Source organism: Floridaenema evergladense BLCC-F167 (assembly GCF_041929205.2).
Taxonomy (GTDB): Bacteria; Cyanobacteriota; Cyanobacteriia; order Cyanobacteriales; family Aerosakkonemataceae; genus Floridanema; species Floridanema evergladense.
The window spans coordinates 2,573,036-2,589,788 of record NZ_CM171625.1 but is presented as its reverse complement, the minus strand read 5'-3'; the positions used below and the strand labels follow the sequence as shown (position 1 = coordinate 2,589,788).

Here is a 16,753-nt window from a genome sequence, read left to right as displayed (position 1 = left end):
TTTTCCCTTTACCTTTTGTCCATATCAAAACCCATTCTCATTCGACTCTTTTCCATGACCCCTAATACTTCAAATCAGATTTGGATTTACGATACTACTCTGCGAGATGGTGCCCAACGCGAAGGACTTTGTTTGTCCTTAGAAGATAAACTGCGAATAGCTCATCAGCTAGATGAGTTGGGAGTTCCGTTTATCGAAGGAGGATGGCCCGGTGCTAATCCCAAGGACGTGCAATTTTTCTGGAAACTACAGGAACAACCCCTCAGACAAGCGGAAGTGGTGGCTTTTTGTTCGACACGCCGACCGGGAACTACGGCGGCAGAAGATTCCCTTCTACAAGCGATTTTGGCGGCAGGGACTCGCTGGGTGACAATTTTTGGTAAATCGTGGGATTTGCACGTTACAGAGAGCCTGAAGACTAGTTTGGCAGAAAATTTGGCGATGATTCGAGATACGATCGAATATCTCCGCAGCCAAGGACGGCGAGTCATCTACGATGCCGAACACTGGTTTGATGGCTATAAGCATAATCGAGACTACGCTTTACAAACTTTGAAAACGGCTGTGGTTGCTGGTGCGGAATGGTTGGTTTTCTGTGACACCAATGGCGGTACGCTTCCATCTGAAATTAGCACCATTATCGGGGAAGTGGTGGAAGCTTTACCGGAACTCAAAGGCGATTTTCCCCGAATGGGCATTCACACTCACAATGATTCCGATACCGCAGTCGCTAATGCTTTGGCTGGGGTGTTGGCTGGCGTGAGAATGGTACAAGGGACGATGAATGGTTACGGGGAACGTTGTGGTAATGCGAATCTTTGTTCGGTAATTCCGAATTTACAGTTGAAGTTGGGTTATGACTGTATTCCAGCAGAAAATTTAGAGCGACTGACTCAAGTTAGCCGTCTTGTTAGCGAACTGGCGAATCTAGCACCTGACGAACACGCACCTTTTGTCGGTTTGTCAGCTTTTGCACACAAAGGCGGAATTCATGTGAGTGCGGTGGAACGCAATCCGATAACTTACGAACATATTCAACCGGAAGCAGTGGGAAATCGACGGCGGATTGTAATTTCTGACCAGGCAGGGTTAAGTAATGTGTTAGCTAAAGCCCGGACGTTTGGGATTGAGTTGGACAAGCAAAATCCGGCTTGTCGGCAAATTTTGGAACGGCTGAAAGTTCTGGAAAATCAAGGGTATCAGTTTGAGGCGGCTGAGGCTAGTTTTGAGTTGCTGATGCGGGAGGCTTTGGGACAAAGGCAGAAGTTTTACGAACTTAAAGGTTTCCAAGTTCATTGTGATATTGTTCCCTGCGATACTGATGCGAATTGCGTGCCTTATGCTTTGGCGACTATTAAGGTTTCGGTGAATGGTAAGGATATTTTGGAGGCTGCGGAAGGTAATGGGCCTGTGGGGGCGTTAGATGCAGCTTTACGAAAAGCTTTAACCAATTTTTATCCAGTAATTGCTGATTTTGAGTTAACGGATTATAAGGTGAGAATTCTGGATGGAAATACGGGAACTGCGGCAAAAACTCGGGTGTTAGTTGAGTCTAGTAATGGTTTGCAGCGCTGGACGACGGTAGGAGTTTCGACCAATATTTTAGAGGCTTCTTATCAAGCGGTGGTGGAAGGTTTGGAGTATGGTTTGATGCTGCATTCTTCGGCTAAGGCGGCTTTGACTCCTTCTTAGTTGAAGCAGTGGTGAGGAGATGGGGAGGAAATAATTGGTTCTCCAGTACTTATGGTGATAAGGAAACCTTGTGGAGTAGGGGCAATTCATGAATTGCCCTTACTCCACAAGGTTTCCCTTTGTTTAGGGAATAGGTAATAGAGAAGAAAGTTTCCCTAACCTCTTAGATAAGAAGTTCTAATCATTGAAACTTAGGGGTGATGCAAAGACACTAAATATAGAGGAATAATCGCTAGTTAATCGGTTAAGGTACTCTACGAATAGAGGCTTTGCTTCAGTTTGGCAATAGCAGATAAATTCTAGGTATAATGGACTGGTAGCACTTAGTTGTGCTAAACTTCTGTTTTAGAAGAACGCTTCCCGATTGCACAAGACTTAACGCACAGGTATAGCAAAAAAAGGGTAAGTGGTTCTTGTTCAGAATCTTTCTTAAAATAAATCAATTTTAATGGAGTGTATGACTCAGCAAGTTATTCACCCAATGGTGAAGTTGCAACGTCAAGTAGGATCTCTCATAGCATCTAACTTGATTAAGCCTACTGACAGTATTTGGAAAATTGCCCTACTTTATGGTGATGAATGGGCTTTTTGGAAAAAAGAGTTGCTCGATTTTGGCTTTACAATGCAAGATCCGGTTCAGGATTTGCTGGAAGTGGAAGCCTGGGATGATGAGTAATTTCGTTGCTCTGGAAGTTGGCTGCAAATAGTTGACGCGGCAAGGCGGCGACGCGACGATCGATTGGCAGCCAAAAGAGCAATTACATTAGTTGTTCAGTTGAACAGCCAAAATTTTTTAGATAGCATCTGTAAGGGCGATCGCTAACTGCCCAGCAGATTGATATCTTTCTTTGACTTGCGGTTGGGTGGCTTTTTCAATCACCTGCCGCAATCGGGGAGTAATCGTCGGCACATTTTCTAGGGCAAAATAATAGATTCGACCCTGCTGTTGATAGTACTTGCGGGGGCTTTCCCCAGTGAGCAGAAAAATTAGAGTAGCGCCCACAGCGTAAATGTCAGATTGGGTGACAGGTTGACCTCGGTCTTGTTCTGGGGCGCTGAAACCTTCTGCACCGATGCGCGTACCCAAGGGTGTACCAATTTCCTTAACTGCGCCGAAGTCGAGGACTACTATTTTTTTGTCTGGCGATCGCACCATCAAATTAGCTGGTTTAATGTCACGATGAATCAATGGTGGGTCTTGTTCGTGGATGTAATCTAACACTTGACAGGTTTGCACCATCCATTCGATCGCTTGACTTGGTAAAACTGGCCCAGTATTGTAAACTCGCCTTTCCAAATCTTGACCTTGAATGTATTCCATCGCCAAATACTTTTTCCCCGCTTCCACAAAAAAGTCATAAAATTGGGGAATTCCGGGGTGATGCAAGTTCTTTAACGTCCTGGCTTCCCTTTCAAACAATTCTTGAGCTTTGGCAATCTCTGCCATATCTGCATTCATTTCTTTGAGTACCAACAAAGCACCACCCACTGCCTTTTTTCCAGGGATTTGCGGTACCCAAGCTAAATAAGTCGTACCCATCCCCCCCTGTCCCAAAGTCTTTAACACCTGGTATTGGCGAATCTGACGTTCGACACGCAATGGCTGACCGCAGTGGATACAAAATAAATTATTTGGCGGATTTCCCCCATGAGAGCAGATGTTTTTTGGGGGGGATGGAACTGCTTTCGGGGGAATGACAACCAAAGATTGAGCGGTGGTAGTTTGAATGGTGAACTTTAATTTTGGCCCACCTTGAGCTAACTGAATTATGGAACCGTTTCTCAGCCAAGCTTGGGAGACTAAAATTCCATCTAAAAAAGTGCCGTTAGTACCCAAATTAATGAGCCGCCAAGCAGTAGAAATTAAACTGTTGCCAATTTTGGATGCAGAAATTTCCACCAGCCGTAATTCTAGATGGTGACGGGAAACTCGGCTATCAGTCAACACGATATTGTTCTCTGGAGAGCGACCGATGCGAATGATTAACTCTTTTTCAAATCGCCACTTTTCCAGAAGAGCCGAATTTTTTGGATGTAAGAGGGTCAGTGTGACCACACCTGGAGTTGTCATTACTCATTAAGCTCGGTGAATAGCAAACCCTCAACAATTGCCATTAACTATTGCCTACTTTAGCTTGCTCTAAATCCGGTCGGACTTTCGCTCGAATTAAGATCGCTGTAATGTTGTCATGCCCATTGTACTGGTTAGCCAGTTCAATTAAATTATTGACACTTTCTTCTAAGTTGCTCCGGGAACTCAGGTATGGTTGGAGGTGAGTTTGCCAATGGTTTTCAATCAATTCATTATCAGATAAACCATCGGAGCATAACAGAATTAGAGTATCTTCATTTAACTCAAAGAATTCAATATCGGGATCGACGAAATATTCATTGCGTGGCCCTAATGCTTGAGTAAGTTGATAAGCGTCAGGACGAGAATAAGCTATTTCCGGTTCTACTCCCCGTTTAATTTCCCGTTGTCCGACTTCGTGATCTACGGTAACTTGTTCGATGCCTTGTCTGCGACTGAGGCGATACAAGCGGGAGTCTCCCACATGGGCAACGGCGACTTGAGTTTCTTGAATTAAAACCATGACTAAGGTTGTACCCATGCGCCCGCTACCGGAACGGGCATCTTGTTGATTGATATCGTAGATGGCTTCATTGGCTTTTAGGACACCTTGGCGAATGCAGTCTTCGTCTGGTAGTTCTTCGTCCCAGTGTTCTTGAAAGTACTCGCTCAGGGTTTTCACGGCTAAAGCACTAGCAACTTCGCCTCCTGCGTGTCCTCCCATGCCATCGCAGAGGATGTACAAGCCGCGAGCTTCCATGTTGCGCCCCAGCGGGTTTTCCACTTTGGTAAGTTTAGTTTGGACTCCAAAGTAGTCTTCGTTATGCCGTCTTTGCCGACCTACGTCGGTACGACCTGCATCTTCTAAACTTAGCAGCTGCATGGGTAAAACCACAGTGGGCATATCATCGTTACTCTCGTTGGGTGGGGAGTAGGGATTCTTGTATTCTTTTATTTGGGGAGTGGTTGTTAAGGGTGAGGAAATAGTTTGATGATCGATCGATGGGTTTGCTCCTGGTGCTTCTGGGATAGATGAATCTGATTCATTTTGCAGTTCATCGGCAATTTCTTGGAGACGAAACCGTAATTCTTCAATTGTCGAAATAACTTCTAGCTTCAGGTCGTTAATTAATGCTCCGATCCGAGGTAACAAAGTGCGATCGGCATGAATATATAAACCTTCCCAAATCTGACCTAAAGTTGACAATCTCAGATTGCTATCTGTTGGCTCTTTATATAACCGCACAATTCCGAGAAATTGGTCTTCATCTACTCGTAAATTGTTTAATTCTAATAAACTTTGCCGACAATGCCAGGGTTCTGTCGCCATCCACAGGGATGACATTTCGTGCAATATTTGTAGGGAATGAATTTCGGGAATTTGCTGGTCTTTCCACAACTCTACTAAAGTAGGCCAATGCGATCGATCTTCAATCAGCAGGATTTCTCGATCGTCCTCTATCCAAGCTTCGTGGATAGAAGGTACGATCGGCTCAAATTCTTCTTTCAGTTCCAGATAAACTTTCGCAATTTCCGGCACAGTTTTCCAAATATCGACCTCACTCTTACCGTCGGTTTCCTCCCCAGTTTCTAGTCCCTGATTTTCCTGATTAATGAGAATTTCTATAGTTGAAGCTTGCAAAGGTTGACAATCTAACACTCGCACCTTAACTTCTTCTGTAATTTCTGACGGTAGTGGTTCTAAAAGTAAGTACCGTCGTTGCTGGTCTAAATATACCTCTAGAGAGAATTCAGATATTGGTTTTGCTGAGTTATTGTCTGGCGAGTCTGCCAATTCATCTTCCCAGCTTACTTGAATTTCTATGTTAACTGCTTCAGGTTCAGTAACTATATCGGGCTGTTCTAACCCAAGTTTTTCTGCTGAGGAAACTGCGATCGGTTCAAGATTAACTGTTTTGCCTGGTTCCTTAGCTTGCGAAACTTCAGACCGAGCAACGCTACGAGGTGAGATGATTGCTTGCCAAACTGTTCCCGTAAATGTACCACATTTGGGACACTCTTTGGCGCTGTAACTAACTTGTGCGCCACATTCGGGACAAGCTTTGTGGGTGAGGGAAGTACCACATTGCTGGCAAAATTTATTAGCGATCGGGTTTTCAAATTGACATTGTGGACAGATCAGCATTTGAGAATTTCCTCAATTTCGAGGATGGATAGAAAAAGCTAACAGTAAGGGTTAATTTACTTTGTTTAGACGTAATAGGGGTTGTAGTTCTTCTAGAGTTAAGTCTCGCCACTCTCCTGATGTTAAACCGTCCAAACGAAGATGAGCAATTGCCACTCTTACTAATCTTAAGGTAGGATATCCTACTGCTGCTGTCATTCTTCGCACTTGTCGATTTCTACCTTCTGTGAGTGTCATCTCTAACCAAGCGGTAGGTACGTTTTTGCGAAACCGAATTGGCGGATCGCGGGGTGGTAGTATGGGTTCGTCGGGCAAAAGTTTTACCAATGCTGGTCTAGTTTGGTAGTCTTGGACTTTGACTCCTTGACGGAGTTGGTTGAGCGCAATTGGTTCTGGGATTTTTTCTACTTGTACCCAATAGGTGCGTGGGTGTTTGTAGCGGCGATCGCTCAAAAAATGTTGTAATTTACCATCATTTGTCAGTAATAATAGTCCTTCGCTGTCTTGGTCTAAACGTCCTACCGGATATATTTCGGGAATGGAAATATAGTCTTTCAGGGTTTGCCTAATTTTGTGGGCATCTTGGTTTTCGTCTGTAAACTGGCACAAGACGTTGTACGGTTTGTAAAAAAGTATATATTTGTGTACCACGTTCTACAAGTAGCTGGGTCTGCTTTATTATTTACTCATAAGAACACTCCCGTCAGGTTGAAATTTGACGGTTAGAGTGTCAATGAGAATTATTATTAATTTTAAAAGCAATTCTCCCATTTAAAATTGTCATTAACTGGCTTTTTCCAGTTCGGCGAATACCGTTTTTTCCAAGGGACAAACACAAGCATCTTCTTTTAGCCAATTTTGTCCAACCCGATATAAGGCTCTCATTACTGGTTGAATTTCTCTACCTTTTTCTGTCAGCGAGTATTCTACGCGAGGGGGAATTTCTGGATAAACTTGGCGTTCTACTAAACCATAAGCTTCTAATTCGCGCAGTCGAATTGTTAATGTTTTACTGCTAATTCCTGGTAAGGCATCTAAAAACTGATGGGTGCGGCGATCGCCTATGAACAGTTCTCGCAATATTAAGATAGACCACTTATTGCCAATCAAGTCTAGGGTAAACTGAATTGGGCATTTGTTTTCCAAGCAATCTTTAGTATCTAACATGATCTGCCTGTAAATTCTCTTTATCGGTTTCTATTTCTCGATTCTATTCTAAAAAATTTTATAGTTTTCCTTTGATTTTTTTGCAAAACTTTACTATTCAACTTTTTATTTCGCAACTTTATCTGTCATACAACCAGGGTTCATTTATCAGGTAATTCCTCCAATTCACAGTGTAAAATAGGACTATCTGAAAGGGCTGACTGAGAGCTTAATTATTTATAAAATCTTCTGGGATCGCCGCAAATGAGTATAAAATTTAAGTATTTTGTCTTTTTTCATCCGAGTTAAGCGGTTGCTATATTAGTAACTAAAAACTTGTATTACTTATTGAATTTCTGTTGCCAACCATTGCCATTCAACAATTATAGAAAGCGGAATTTTTAGAGTGATATTCTGATTGCTTACTAGAGGAATAGTGAGTTTTAAAAATTTATTTTTAGCTAGTTGAGTAATGACATCGGTAACGTTATACTGACCGACATTAGGGGCAGGAGATACTGTAGCAAACAAATCTGTTGCTATGAATAATCTACTAGTGTTAGTGGCAATTTCTAAGGATCGAGGATGGGCAATTTCCACTATACCGGGAAATCCTACTAATCGGAGAATAAATTGTGGAGATCGATCGGGGGGAAACTGTTTAAAAAGTACGACTTGCCAAGCGTAACCTGTAGCATCTTGGAGTGAATGTTGGGATTGGTATCGCATTACTCCGGGTGCAGCTTGGTATTGGCGCAGAAGTGCGATCGCCGGAGGACAAATTACGTTAACAGGAATACAGAAAAACAGCAATATCAACCCACATAATAATATAAATCGAGCCAGTAACTTTTCCATAGTAAAGGGTGTGAATTAAGCGATCGCTTGTTTTAAACTCTGACAAAATTCGCCAATAGCTGTTAATCCCGTTGCTGGTGTACCATCTGCCAAACGCTTGACAAAAGCGCTTCCCACAATAGCCGCATCTGCACCCCAATCTTTAACTTGTTTGGCTTGTTCCGGTGCAGAAATCCCAAAACCGACACCTATAGGTTTATCAGTAGTTTGGCGCATTTGTTGGAGTAAATTTTCCACTCGCGATTCTAATCCCGATCGCATTCCGGTAACGCCTGTTACGCTTACTAAATAAATAAAACCTTGGGACTTTTGCGCGATCGCTTTAATCCTTTCTGGAGAACTAGTTGGTGCTACTAATAAAATTACCTCTATGCCCAATTTACTAGCAGGTGTCAGTAAACTTTCGGCTTCTTCCAAAGGTAAATCGGGAACAACTAAACCTTTTACTCCCACTTGAGAAATTTGTTGTAAAAAGTTTTCAATACCTCGGTGAATAATCGGATTGTAATAGGTAAATAGGACAATTGGTGCGGTTAATTCCGGGATGACATTGGTTAACATTGTGAGTACGTCATCTAACTTTGTTCCCTTTTGTAAAGCTCTAGTTGCTGCTGCTTGAATTACTGGCCCATCGGCTAGAGGATCGGAATAGGGTACACCTAATTCGATAATATCAGCACCGTTGCGATCGAGAACCTTTAACGCTTCCGCAGTGGTTTGTAAATCCGGATCGCCAGCTGTAATAAATGGAATTAAAGCGCATTGGGATTGAGAGCGTAAAGACTGGAAGCGATCGGATATAGATGTCATTTTTTCCAAACTAATAAATCACAAATTCAATTAATAGCAGTTTACTGACTTTCCCTTACTTATGGTGGAAAACTCTGGTTTTAGGGACTGGGGACTGGGGTAGGGGCAATTCATGAATTGCCCCTACCCTTAACCGAGTAGTATTGGAACCACTATTTTTTTCCTTCTTCAATTTCTGCCTGAAGCTTTTCTAGTTCTTCAGGAGTCATTTCTTCAAGGCGCTTTTGCAAAACCGCCTCCTCATAATCTTTCAATTGCTGATTGTAAGTCATCTGCTTGGTGCCAGCCCGAAACAAATAAGTCAACAACCAACCAATTAACCCAAAAACCAGCAAACTCTGACTCCAAATCCCTGCTTGCTGACTATCTAAACCTACAAGTTGCAGCAGTAGGTAAGCCAATCCGCCAACCAGGAAAATTCCCAAGCCTACATAAATAATGTCAATCCGACGCATTTAGGGTTGACCGATTAGAAATTTTATGCTTCGATTTGTCGCCGCTTAGGTCGGAAATTCAAAAACGGCGCGAGTACCAACAATCCGGGGAAAAAGAAGAATACCAGAAAGTACATAAAACCGCGCTCAAAAGAGCCACAAGTATACCAGCGTTTTTGCATATAGAAAAACAGTAGTAAAGGAACTACCACCAAATAAGCTCCACCCAAAATCAAATACAAAAGTGCAATCAACATAGTCTTTCTTATCTACAGCAGCAACGACACTAAGCGCAGTAGTACTCGATCATTTTACAGGACGATCGACAATAAAAAAAGCAGGGGGGATGGGGAAAATAATTTAACTAATTACTTATTTAACTGGGCTTACCTCCTCAGTCCCCAGTCCCCAGTCCCCAGTCCCCCCCAACCCAAAAAATTTTTTCTAAATGTTTGTGCAAATTCCGATTTCTGCGGTAAGATAGATATCCAACCGAAAAAGGCTGGAAATTCAGGCTGAGTTCGGGGGTGTGGCGGAATGGTAGACGCTACGGACTTAGAAAACTGAGCCTTGGAGGAGAAATCCTGCAAGTGACGGCTCTCAAATTCAGGGAAACCTAAGTCTGGTGACAGATAGGGCAATCCTGAGCCAAGCTAAAAGGTTGAAGAGTAGTAACTCGGAACTTTTTGGAAGGTGCAGAGACTCGACGGGAGCTACCCTAACGTAAAGTCGAGGGTAAAGGGAGAGTCCAATTCTCAAAGCCCGATCGCATTTTCGGGCAGTAGCGAAAGTTGCGAGAGAATGAAAATCCGTTGACCGTAAAAGGTCGTGAGGGTTCAAGTCCCTCTGCCCCCATAAATTTATTAGTTTTAACAGATGAGCGTGTTTGGGACAACAACCATAAGTTGTCCAAAATGGTCTATATTAAGTTGTCCTAGAAAGCTAGAATTAACCCGGTTAATTACTTAATAATTTTGTGTAAGAAAGAAAATCTCTTAACAGGGAACAAATATTTTTTTTAGCTTGTCATAGCTTGGGTAGGTAGCCGTTTTTGGTTAAGGCGATCGCGCTAACTACCCAAGCCAGGATTATCTGGAGGATAATTATAAAAAAAATATTAAGAGAGAGAAAATTAGCAATTAAAGATCAGAAGATAGGCAGAAAATATACTGGCTGTTGTGAAACATGAGTTTTGGAAGTGTCATCCAATAGTCATCAGGCGTTGGTAGTAAGTAGAAGTCTGATTTAGAATTAAAACTGTTAACTACGGATCTTGTACAATTAAGGTACTCTAAGTTAGACTGCAACGAAATACAATCAGGGTGTCCGCAGCGTTTTCCATACATTAATTTTATTCCCGAAAGAGTAATTACTAGGAAGCACTACCATTTCAGGCAGATTAAATATGAATCATCAACCTTCGGTGCAGAAGCAGGATAATTCAATCCAGCTAGACAGTCAAGGTTCACGTCTACAACAGTCACAGGATATTATTTATAGGTTTCTGCTTAACATTGTTAGGCAGTGGCCTCCAGAAATGGTATTACAAGAATTTAAAAACTTGTTTATTTATCAAACAGAAGTAGCTAGTCAAGAAGCTATTCAAGCTCTCTACAAAATTGTTTTTGAGAATGACGAAACTGAGTTTCGGAATACGCTAAAGCGTGCTTGTTATATTTTAATTAACAATTGGGATGCCATTAGAAAACGGAGAGCGATTCAAGATTTAATAGAGGCTTTTAACGAGCCAAAAATTCATGAAGAAACTATTTCTAAAAATTTGAATCGGATTCGCTATTGGCTAGTTAATTTTATTAACAGTAAGGATTATCAAGAACTCAAATTATTTGCTTCGCGTTTTGATACAGAACAACATTGGGCACATCGTTATGCTTGTTATCTTTTAGTGCCACAATATTTGAATTCTTTAAATCCAGAAGAACAGAGAGCAGCTGCTAGGGCGCTTTCTAGAGAATTAAAAGATAAGTTTAAGTTCGATCTGGCTATGTATACTGCCTATACGGAGTCTGCTGCCAGCAAGCATAGAAATTTAGCAAATCCAACAGGTTTGGGAGATGACGTTTTACGTCTAATTAAGACAATTTTGGTCAAACGTGGCCCTTTTAGCTACACTAATTTGGCTAATATTTTTCTGAAACAGACGCAGAATATGAACTACAAGTTTTATAAAAAAAGCTTGAGTAATTATTTATTGTTTTCTGTAAAAAATCCTAGAATTGTTAATCTCTTCAATCAAAATTTATCAGCCAAGTTAGAAACAATTTATGCTGAATATGATGAAGAGTTAATAAATCAGGCATTGATTTTAAGAAGCTGTAATCGTGTCATTGATTTTTTAACAACTGAAAATAGACAAGAACCCTCGGAATTATTTGTTTTAATGCTGTCCCAAGGGAATCCTTTAACTTTGGTGGTAGTGTTACTAAAAATCATTTTAATCTCTCCCAATTCGCGATCGCACTTAGAGACTTGTGTGGCAATATTAATTGAGTACTATCAGAAATATCCCGAAGCTGAATGCCAATGGATTATTTACTTTTTAGAGCTATTCAACATTACCTTTGCCATTTATGCGGAAAATGTGGAATACAATTTAGTGAATATGCAAAATTCCAATGACAATAATTCAAGTAATGAACGCCAATGGAATTGGAATACTTGGAGAATTTTTTCTCAACTTAAGCAAGACAATAAAATCCCCAGCTACCTGATTGATGAAAAACAGCTAGAGGAAGAATTAAATAAAAATGGATTACCAAGCGAAAGCTGATTGTACAGTAGTCAGTGTGATGCTGAAAGTTTTTAATTGATTCACTCCCAAAATTGCCAAATTAATCCTACAAATTTTGTCTATGTCTCAAGGGTGAGTTCTAGAGTTAAAGTTTCTCTAGCTGAAGGTTGATGATGGTTCAAATTTAATTTTGCACCATCATAGTAAAGCTATGCAGTTAGCTTACAAAAAAGAATTCAGATATTTCAATAGTTTTGAATTCTGTTGATAATCTGCAATTAATTAATAAAAGGGAGAGAACTTTAACATGAAAAGTAACAAACTGTCCAAGTTTCTCGGCGTTAGCTTAGTAACTTTGAGTTTAGCTTCTTTGCCTCTGACATTACCTGTTTCCGCACAAACTGGCACAAGTGGCGACACAACTACTGGTGGTTCTAGTGGCACTACTACTGGAACTTCTGATTACAACAGAGACAACAGAGACGGTTTTGATTGGGGTTGGTTAGGATTATTAGGTTTAATTGGTTTAGCTGGGTTAGCTGGTCGCAACAAACATGAAGAATCAGTACGTTACCGTGAACCTGATGAAGCAAGCCGTCCTGGTACCAGATATTAATGTAAGGTGATAAGCGAAAAATATCCGTTGAAAGGGCTTTAGGAAATTGTCCTAAAGCTCTTTGTTGCTATGACTCTCTCTCTAGTTAGAGAAATAGTCACCACAGGTTTCAAAAAGAATGTAACCTCAGTTAGATGGAACAATTACTCTTTAATTCTTATGTTAATAAGCGTTGGTAAAAAATAATGAGGAGGGATTAGTGAGAACTTTAACTAATTTCTTTAAAAAGGCGAGACTGGGCAGAATATTGACTGTTTTTCTAGCAGGAATAGCGCTATTTTTTATGACTGCTTGTAATAGTGGTGATGTCACAGGCGCACGTCCAAATAATCCTCCCGTACAAGCTGGAGGCGCAAATAATCCTTACAAAAATGGTGGAGATGGCTACACCAATTTTAACGCATCTAGCGATCCAAGGGTGAACAGTGAAACTGTCAATAAAGAGCGTAACAATCGAGCAGATCTTCAGCTAATTTCTCATCAGTTAATTGCTACGAATGTTGAGAGTGATGCTTCGGATTTACTTTATCCTGGTTCTGACGCTACTAGTTCTAGAAATCCCGATATTGGCCCTAGAGGAGAGAGGGAATTGGAGAAATCTGTGACTCAAATTCCTGAACCTCGGCAAGGATCGATCGATCGCAGCGACCCCGATGCACAGATTTTAGAAAAAGTTGGAGGAACATTTAAAGACGCTTCAGCTTTTATCAAAGATAAGTTAGGACAACCTACAGAACCAGAGTTACAAGTTAACCCTGCTAAAGAAAGATAATTTCTTTGTTAACTAAACATCAAATAAACAAGGAGTAAAATAATGAAACAATTAATCTCTTGGCTGAATCCTACTCGTTTGTTCCGAGTTTTAACTGTTTTTTTGGCTGGACTTTTAGTAATAGTTACTACTGCTTGTAACAATGGGCCAGCAAACGCTTTAGACAGAAATGGCAGACCTGAAGTTCCTTCAAATGCTGTTTCTTCACCTTACAGAGGTGGGATGAATAGCTATAGCGATGTCGATCCGAGAGCGAATACTTCTGGCGCAAATGCTAAGGCTAACGACATTGTAAATAAGGCGGAAGGAAACATTCAAAAGCGTGGTGATAGCTTTGGAAAATACGCCGACAATTATACCAAAGGTACGCCGTTAAACGAAAGAGTTGAAAACCTGACCAAAGATATTGGGGAATCAGCTAAAAACACGGCTAAAGGTGTAACCAAAGGTACGCTACGTGGTGCAGAAAATGTGAAAGAAAACACCGAAAACGCCGCTAAATCTGTGCCTGATGTAGTAGAAGATGCTACCCAAAATGCGAAAAATACTGCTCGTGATGCGGCTAAGGCAAGTGAAAAAATCTCCAATTCTTTGAAGTCTAATGCCAACCAAGCTTTAGAGAACAGTCAGCGAGCTTTTAGCGATCGCTCTGTAGATGTGAAATAATTAGGTTATTGGTCATTAATCATCAATCAGAAATAAAAAATCAGGGAATCCATTAATTGATATGAATTTCCCTGATTTTTTTGATTTTACTCAGAATCTTGCAGTAGGGGAGGTAGAACCTCCCAGATCTCGTTACCAGGTTCAACCTGGTAACGAAAAAACGAAAAATAGAGGCTCTGTGTTAAGTTGATTAGATGGTGGCTTGAATGTCAAAACCAAGAATACGCCTTACTGATTCATCGGGGTTGGGTTCTGGGAAAGAGTTATCTCTGTAAGGGTTAATTCCGTAAGTATTTACTGACAGTCTTCTGCCATCGCCACTAATATCAAGAGTGACGTAATTGAAGGTATCTGGTGAATAAAAATCCACTGGTTGACGTAGCCTGTTAGCGTTAGGATCGCCTTCACGAAATACATTTTCTAAACCGGGAAAGTTGGGATTTAATCCTAGTGGATCGGCCCCTCTTGCTTGCTGTTGCGCGACAATTCCATCGGCTAAAGATTTAATATTTTCAAAACTACGATTGGTAATTAAACCGGGGCCAAAAGCACCTAATGGCCCACCAACTATGGTGAAAGTGTTAGGAACTAGGACACGGGAACCTGTGACTGGATCGAAATAAGTTAGTTCGTTGACGCGAAATTCGTGATCGTCAGCGGTGAGAAATACTACGTTTTTAATTTGGTTATCGGCAATAAATTTGAGTAATTCGTTGCGTTCGGCACGATAACCTCCAATCCAAGTTTTTCCTGTATCTAAGGGGATGATTCTATTCCCGCTGGTGCTGGCATTTTCATCGATCGGTGTGGAAATAGCAATTAATTTCCAGGTGGTGTTGTCATTTTTGGCTTGTAAAAGTGTTTGTTTAAGCCACTCAAATTGAGTGTCGCCTAACATAGTTCGATCGGGATTATTAGCTCGATCGCCTGTGTCATCTACCGTTGCTCCTGCGGCGTTAACTCTCCTCATGCGAATGTCACGATAGGAGCGATCGTCTACGTTAATAAAAATAGCATTTGCTCCCCATTTTTGGGCAAAATATAATTTGTCTGTGCCATTAGTATTGGGATCGTTGGGTGCAGAAATTTTTACTTCTCTGATTGGTTGGTAATCTTTATAAGCTTGCAGTACCGCATCTTGAAATCCGGGGGTTTTATTAATAAAAGTCCCGGTATTGTTGACATCAAAAATGGGATTTGTGGCATCTACACCCGCACCCGCAGGAGTACCAGCAGGCGCACCTCCATTAGCAAATTGTCGATCGCCAAGTTCGTGATTATCTAACAGCGTGTAGTTACTTTGGGAAGCATAAAGTGATTGTAAACCTGAGAATCCACCGGGATTTACAGGTAACAAATTTTCTAAATATTTCCGCCGATAATCAGCTAAACTTTGCGCTCGATCGGTAAAAGGATCGGCTGTTAGTGGAGAGTTATTTCTGCCAGTATTTGGATCGCCGCTTCTGGTTTCATAAATAACGTCGCCTAAGTAAACAAAGAAGTCTAAATTTAAGTTAGGGAATTGTTTACTTAAATTATAAGGTCGCCATTCACCTGCTGTATCGGCACTAAAAGCCATGCGAACAGGTACTCTATCTGTGGGATTTGGTGCGGTTTTAAAAGTTCCTGTTTGGCTAATTTGTCCTCCGGGTGCGAGGAAGCGGTAATAATAACGAGTATTGCTTTGTAAGAAGGTATTATCTATTTTGATGGTGTAGTCGCGATCGGGATTTGTTTGCGTAACAAAGGTATTTTTAATGTCAGTAAATTGGGGATTTGTAGAAACTTGTACGACTAAATCGCTGAGTTTACCTCTTTGAGTAGAAGTGTCGGCAGTTCTTGTCCAGAGAATAGCACTATTTTCTGTGGCATCTCCAGAGGCTACAGCATTGAAAACAACATTATTGGTAGTGTTAGCGTTGCGTGCTTCTCGTAATCCATTGGTGACAAAATGTTGATATGCTTGTAGAGAATTGAAACCAGCATTTCTCAAGTCTGAATTATTGGCTAAGTAGTAACCAACGTTAAGAAATGGCGAAGAAATGCGCCTTTCGTTTAATCCAAATAGTTGAAAATGTTCCAATAATTGCCGATCGCTTAATCTCGCTGCTACTAAATCCGGGTATAATTGACGGTAGTAACTTAAATCTAAAGCAGCAGAAAATTCTCTACTTTCATTTAAGCCAAAGGTGACAAAATGTTGTAAGGCTCGATAGCGATCGCTCCCAAATGCCGCATTAACATCAGCATTATTTTGTAAATAAAAAGTTGGCTCGAAAAATTCACTAAATAATCTGCCTTCTTTGATACCATTAATTATTAAATGCTGGAAAGTTTGCGATCGATTTCCCTGAAACGCAGTATTAACATCCCCATTGTTTGCCAAGTAAAAATCTAAGTTAGCAACCGCAGAAAATCTGCGTCTTTCATTGACTCCTAAACTTTGTAAATGAGTCAAAGCTTGTTCCCGATTTCCTCCAAAAGCTTGCCTTAAATCAGCATTACTATTTAGATAAAAATCTACATTGACAAAGGGTGAAAATCTTCTGCCTTCTTGCACACCTAGATTTTGCAAATGAGTCAGAAGTTGGCTATTATTCAACCTAGCTAAATCAGCATTGTTATCCCGATAAAAATTCAAATCTACAAACGGGGAAAATGCTCGACCTTCGTTCAACCCTAAATTTGTAAAGTGAGAAAAAGCTTGTTGGTCATTTAATCCTGCCAAATCAGGATTAGCAGCACGGTAAAAGCTGGCATTAAATAAGTTAACGCTCATAAGTATAGTTT

At 41.0% G+C, this 16,753-nt stretch carries 15 protein-coding genes; 6 read left to right on the top strand and 9 right to left on the bottom strand.

Annotation, left to right across the window (positions count from 1 at the left end):
* Positions 1–54: 54 nt before the first annotated feature.
* Positions 55–1,692: a citramalate synthase gene (cimA, locus tag ACE1CA_RS12680; protein ID WP_413279881.1), complete on the top strand. Its 1,638-nt coding sequence runs from the start codon at positions 55–57 to the stop codon at positions 1,690–1,692.
* Positions 1,693–2,149: 457 nt separating this feature from the next.
* Positions 2,150–2,368 (top strand): DUF4327 family protein, encoded by a 219-nt coding sequence (locus ACE1CA_RS12675; protein ID WP_413266720.1) that lies wholly within the window; start codon positions 2,150–2,152, stop codon positions 2,366–2,368.
* 117 nt (positions 2,369–2,485) lie between these two features.
* On the opposite strand, the gene ACE1CA_RS12670 is transcribed toward ACE1CA_RS12675, so the two are convergent.
* From ACE1CA_RS12670 to ndhL, 8 genes are all read right to left on the bottom strand, one after another.
* Positions 2,486–3,748 carry a protein kinase domain-containing protein gene (locus ACE1CA_RS12670; protein WP_459563676.1) on the bottom strand — a complete coding sequence of 421 codons (1,263 nt, stop codon included), beginning with the start codon at positions 3,746–3,748 and terminating at the stop codon, positions 2,486–2,488.
* A 58-nt stretch (positions 3,749–3,806) separates the two neighbouring features.
* On the bottom strand, positions 3,807–5,909 hold the full coding sequence (locus ACE1CA_RS12665; protein ID WP_413279883.1) for a serine/threonine phosphatase: 2,103 nt from the start codon (positions 5,907–5,909) through the stop codon (positions 3,807–3,809).
* Positions 5,910–5,960: 51 nt separating this feature from the next.
* Positions 5,961–6,560 (bottom strand): pseudouridine synthase, encoded by a 600-nt coding sequence (locus ACE1CA_RS12660; RefSeq protein ID WP_413279884.1) that lies wholly within the window; start codon positions 6,558–6,560, stop codon positions 5,961–5,963.
* Positions 6,561–6,692: 132 nt separating this feature from the next.
* Entirely contained in the window at positions 6,693–7,076 is a 384-nt protein-coding gene (locus ACE1CA_RS12655; protein WP_413279885.1) for a winged helix-turn-helix transcriptional regulator, read from the bottom strand.
* Positions 7,077–7,400: 324 nt separating this feature from the next.
* Complete coding sequence (locus ACE1CA_RS12650; RefSeq protein WP_413279886.1) at positions 7,401–7,913, bottom strand: DUF3122 domain-containing protein; 513 nt, start codon at positions 7,911–7,913, stop codon at positions 7,401–7,403.
* A gap of 15 nt (positions 7,914–7,928) precedes the next feature.
* Positions 7,929–8,723, bottom strand: a complete 795-nt coding sequence (gene trpA / locus ACE1CA_RS12645) for a tryptophan synthase subunit alpha (RefSeq protein ID WP_413279887.1) — start codon at positions 8,721–8,723, stop codon at positions 7,929–7,931.
* Positions 8,724–8,875: 152 nt separating this feature from the next.
* Positions 8,876–9,178: a DUF3007 family protein gene (locus tag ACE1CA_RS12640; protein WP_413279888.1), complete on the bottom strand. Its 303-nt coding sequence runs from the start codon at positions 9,176–9,178 to the stop codon at positions 8,876–8,878.
* A gap of 23 nt (positions 9,179–9,201) precedes the next feature.
* On the bottom strand, positions 9,202–9,414 hold the full coding sequence (gene ndhL / locus ACE1CA_RS12635; protein WP_413279889.1) for an NAD(P)H-quinone oxidoreductase subunit L: 213 nt from the start codon (positions 9,412–9,414) through the stop codon (positions 9,202–9,204).
* Positions 9,415–10,562: 1,148 nt separating this feature from the next.
* Between ndhL and ACE1CA_RS12630 the strand changes: the two genes are divergently transcribed.
* From ACE1CA_RS12630 to ACE1CA_RS12615, 4 genes are all read left to right on the top strand, one after another.
* Complete coding sequence (locus tag ACE1CA_RS12630) at positions 10,563–11,948, top strand: hypothetical protein (protein WP_413279890.1); 1,386 nt, start codon at positions 10,563–10,565, stop codon at positions 11,946–11,948.
* 268 nt (positions 11,949–12,216) lie between these two features.
* On the top strand, positions 12,217–12,525 hold the full coding sequence (locus ACE1CA_RS12625) for a WGxxGxxG family protein (RefSeq protein ID WP_413279891.1): 309 nt from the start codon (positions 12,217–12,219) through the stop codon (positions 12,523–12,525).
* Positions 12,526–12,724: 199 nt separating this feature from the next.
* Positions 12,725–13,297 (top strand): DUF6658 family protein, encoded by a 573-nt coding sequence (locus ACE1CA_RS12620; protein ID WP_413279892.1) that lies wholly within the window; start codon positions 12,725–12,727, stop codon positions 13,295–13,297.
* Between the two features lie 42 nt (positions 13,298–13,339).
* On the top strand, positions 13,340–13,963 hold the full coding sequence (locus ACE1CA_RS12615) for a DUF6658 family protein (RefSeq protein WP_413279893.1): 624 nt from the start codon (positions 13,340–13,342) through the stop codon (positions 13,961–13,963).
* Between the two features lie 190 nt (positions 13,964–14,153).
* Here the strand turns inward: ACE1CA_RS12615 and ACE1CA_RS12610 are convergent, their stop codons facing one another.
* Positions 14,154–16,742 (bottom strand): alkaline phosphatase D family protein, encoded by a 2,589-nt coding sequence (locus ACE1CA_RS12610; protein ID WP_413279894.1) that lies wholly within the window; start codon positions 16,740–16,742, stop codon positions 14,154–14,156.
* Positions 16,743–16,753: the final 11 nt, after the last annotated feature.

Coding starts and splice junctions, on each gene's coding strand:
- cimA (WP_413279881.1), top strand. CDS start 55: ATGACCCCTAATACTTCAAATCAGATTTGGATTTACGATACTACTCTG.
- ACE1CA_RS12675 (WP_413266720.1), top strand. CDS start 2,150: ATGACTCAGCAAGTTATTCACCCAATGGTGAAGTTGCAACGTCAAGTA.
- ACE1CA_RS12665 (WP_413279883.1), bottom strand. CDS start 5,909: ATGCTGATCTGTCCACAATGTCAATTTGAAAACCCGATCGCTAATAAA.
- ACE1CA_RS12655 (WP_413279885.1), bottom strand. CDS start 7,076: ATGTTAGATACTAAAGATTGCTTGGAAAACAAATGCCCAATTCAGTTT.
- ACE1CA_RS12650 (WP_413279886.1), bottom strand. CDS start 7,913: ATGGAAAAGTTACTGGCTCGATTTATATTATTATGTGGGTTGATATTG.
- trpA (WP_413279887.1), bottom strand. CDS start 8,723: ATGACATCTATATCCGATCGCTTCCAGTCTTTACGCTCTCAATCCCAA.
- ACE1CA_RS12640 (WP_413279888.1), bottom strand. CDS start 9,178: ATGCGTCGGATTGACATTATTTATGTAGGCTTGGGAATTTTCCTGGTT.
- ndhL (WP_413279889.1), bottom strand. CDS start 9,414: ATGTTGATTGCACTTTTGTATTTGATTTTGGGTGGAGCTTATTTGGTG.
- ACE1CA_RS12630 (WP_413279890.1), top strand. CDS start 10,563: ATGAATCATCAACCTTCGGTGCAGAAGCAGGATAATTCAATCCAGCTA.
- ACE1CA_RS12625 (WP_413279891.1), top strand. CDS start 12,217: ATGAAAAGTAACAAACTGTCCAAGTTTCTCGGCGTTAGCTTAGTAACT.
- ACE1CA_RS12615 (WP_413279893.1), top strand. CDS start 13,340: ATGAAACAATTAATCTCTTGGCTGAATCCTACTCGTTTGTTCCGAGTT.
- ACE1CA_RS12610 (WP_413279894.1), bottom strand. CDS start 16,742: ATGAGCGTTAACTTATTTAATGCCAGCTTTTACCGTGCTGCTAATCCT.